Below are 2,359 nucleotides of genomic sequence, written 5' to 3' on the forward strand. Positions count from 1 at the left end.
CGATGCAGCGGGCGCCCGGCGCGACCGGGGGCCGCGCGCCCTCGGGCAGCACGCAGAGCGGGTCGCGGGCGCGCCCGCGGAGCGCGGCGAGCGCCGCCTCCAGCATGGGCGCGGCGGCCTTCCCGAGCGCCGCCACCCGCACCGGGCCGGGCGGGAGCGGCTCGCGCGCCAGCGCCTCCTTCACCAGGCGCGCCGCGGCGACGCGCGCGAGGGTGGCGCGGTACACCGCCTCGCAGGCGGCCGCGAGCGGCCTGCGCGCGCTCACGCGCGGTGCCCTCCGGGCGGTCCGCCCTGCGCACACCTTGTCCCCGCCGCGCCGACATGGGGTGGCCGCCGCGCGTTGCGGGGGGTCGCTCGCGCGGTAGAATCGCCCGGCCCGATCGGCGTCCAGGCGGGCCCAGGCGGAAAGGGGAACGCACGATGTCCGAGGTCTCCCCCGCGAGCCCTTCCGGCGCGGGCCACGCGCGGCGCCACTTCCTGCTCGATCGCGGGTTCCAGCTGAAGTACGCGCTGACCATGGCCGCCGCCGGGCTGGTGGTGGCGGTCGCGTTCGGGCTCTGGCTGCACCAGGCCCACGCCCAGGCCACCGCGCTCCTGCCGCAGGACGCCGACACGCGCGCGCTCATCGCCCGCAGCGACCGCCTGCTGCTGGCCGCGTTCGCGGGCATCGCCCTGCTGCTCTCGGGCGCGCTCGGCCTGCTCGGCATCGTGATCACGCACCGCGTGGCCGGTCCGGTGTTCGTGATGGGCCATTACCTCTCCATCATGGCGCAGGGGCGGTTCCCGCGCATGCGGACCCTTCGGCGGGGGGACGAGCTGAAGGCGTTCTTCCGCACCTTCCTCGAGGCGGTGGACGCGATGAAGGCGCGCGAGGCGCGCCACGCCGCGGTGCTCGAGGCCGCGGTGGAGCGGATGCGCGCGGCCGAGGCACAAGCCCCCGAGCTCGCCCCCGCCATCGAGGCGCTCGCCGCCGCCGCCCGCGAGCGGCGCGCCGCGCTCGCGATCGACGATCCCGAGCCCACCCCCTTCGCCGTTCCGGCGCCCCGCCAGGGCGCCGCCGGCCGCTGAACGCCGTCCCCCGGAGCCGAGGAGCTGCCCATGATGACGCTGCGCCGCGCCGCCGCCCTGCTCGCCTGCCTGCTCGTCACCGCCTGCGGAAGCCCGAAGGACGCGGAGGGGTGGGCGAAGCGGGCCGCGAGCCGGAGCCGCACCGACGAGAAGCTCGAGGCGCTCGCGCAGGTGCGGAAGGCGCCCGGCGACCGCCGCGCCGCCGTGCCGTACCTCGTCGAGGTGCTGAAGCAGGCGCCGCGGGCCCGCGGCGAGGCGGCGGTGGCGCTCGGCGAGATCGGCGACCCGGCCGCGGTGAAGCCGCTGCTCGACGCGGTGGACCGCGCCGCGCAGGACCGCGACACGCGCGACGCGAACCGGCACATCGCCACCGCGCTCGGCGCGCTCCGGGCCCGGGAGGCGGTGCCGGCGCTCGTCGAGCTGACCGCCTCGCCGGACGGCTACACGCAGGTGGCGGCGGTGGACGCGCTCGGCGAGGTCGGCGATCCCGCCGCCATCGACACGCTGGTGCGCATCGCCACCTCGACCGAGGTCGAGCCGTTCACCGCCAAGCGCGCCATCCTGGCGCTGGGCCGGATCGGCGACGCGCGGGCCGGTCCGGTGGTGCTCCGGATGCTGTTCGAGGAGCGGCCGGGCGTGACGTTCTTCCCGGAGGCGGCGTTCGCCGCCGCGCAGATCGGCCGGCCCATGGCCGCGCCGCTCCTGGCGGTGCTGGAGGGCAAGGACGCGGCGCTGCAGGACTGGGCGCGCACGCGCGGCGTGGTGAGCGGCGCGCTGTACGCGAAGGCGGCGCAGGTGCTCGGCGAGGTCGGCGGACCGGACGCGGTGCCGGCCCTGGTCGCGCGGCTCTCCTACCGCGATCCGGACCCCCGCGTCGGCGTCTACGTGCGCGCCTTCGCGGCGGAGTCGCTCGGCCGGCTGCGCGCCCGCGAGGCGGTGAAGCCGCTCGCCGACCTCGTCGCCCGCGAGCCGGATCCGGACGCGCGCGATCGCTACTGCGAGGCGCTCGCCCGGATCGGCGACCCGGCCGCGCTGCCGGCGCTGCGCGCGGCCGCCGCGGCGGGGTCGTGGCGCGTCCGCGAGGCGCCGCTCGCGGCGTTGTCGCGGCTGGGCGGCGCGCCGGAGGCGTCGCTGGTGGACGAGGCCATCCGCGCCTGCGGGAGCGGCTGCCCGGCGCAGGAGGGCCAGGCGCTCGCCGGGATGAAGGCGCGCCTCGCCGCCGCGGCGGCCTGCCGGGACGCGGCCTGCTGGGCCGGCAAGCTCGCCGACCCCGACCCGGCGGTGCGGGACC

2 protein-coding genes and 1 pseudogene are annotated in these 2,359 nt (G+C 78.9%); 2 read left to right on the forward strand and 1 reads right to left on the reverse strand.

The features are described 5' to 3' along the window. Positions 1-265 (reverse strand): annotated as a pseudogene (locus PSR1_RS22945) (glycerate kinase); the annotation flags it as partial. A 155-nt stretch (positions 266-420) separates the two neighbouring features. Here PSR1_RS22945 and PSR1_RS22950 point away from each other — a divergent pair. Both PSR1_RS22950 and PSR1_RS22955 read left to right on the forward strand, forming a co-directional pair. After that, entirely contained in the window at positions 421-1,068 is a 648-nt protein-coding gene (locus PSR1_RS22950; protein WP_059439607.1) for a hypothetical protein, read from the forward strand. A gap of 30 nt (positions 1,069-1,098) precedes the next feature. Beyond that, positions 1,099-2,359 (forward strand): HEAT repeat domain-containing protein (locus tag PSR1_RS22955; protein ID WP_059439608.1); only part of this gene is annotated, 1,261 nt, incomplete at its 3' end.

Origin of the sequence: Anaeromyxobacter sp. PSR-1, assembly GCF_000964525.1 — a bacterium.
Classification (GTDB): Bacteria; Myxococcota; Myxococcia; order Myxococcales; family Anaeromyxobacteraceae; genus Anaeromyxobacter.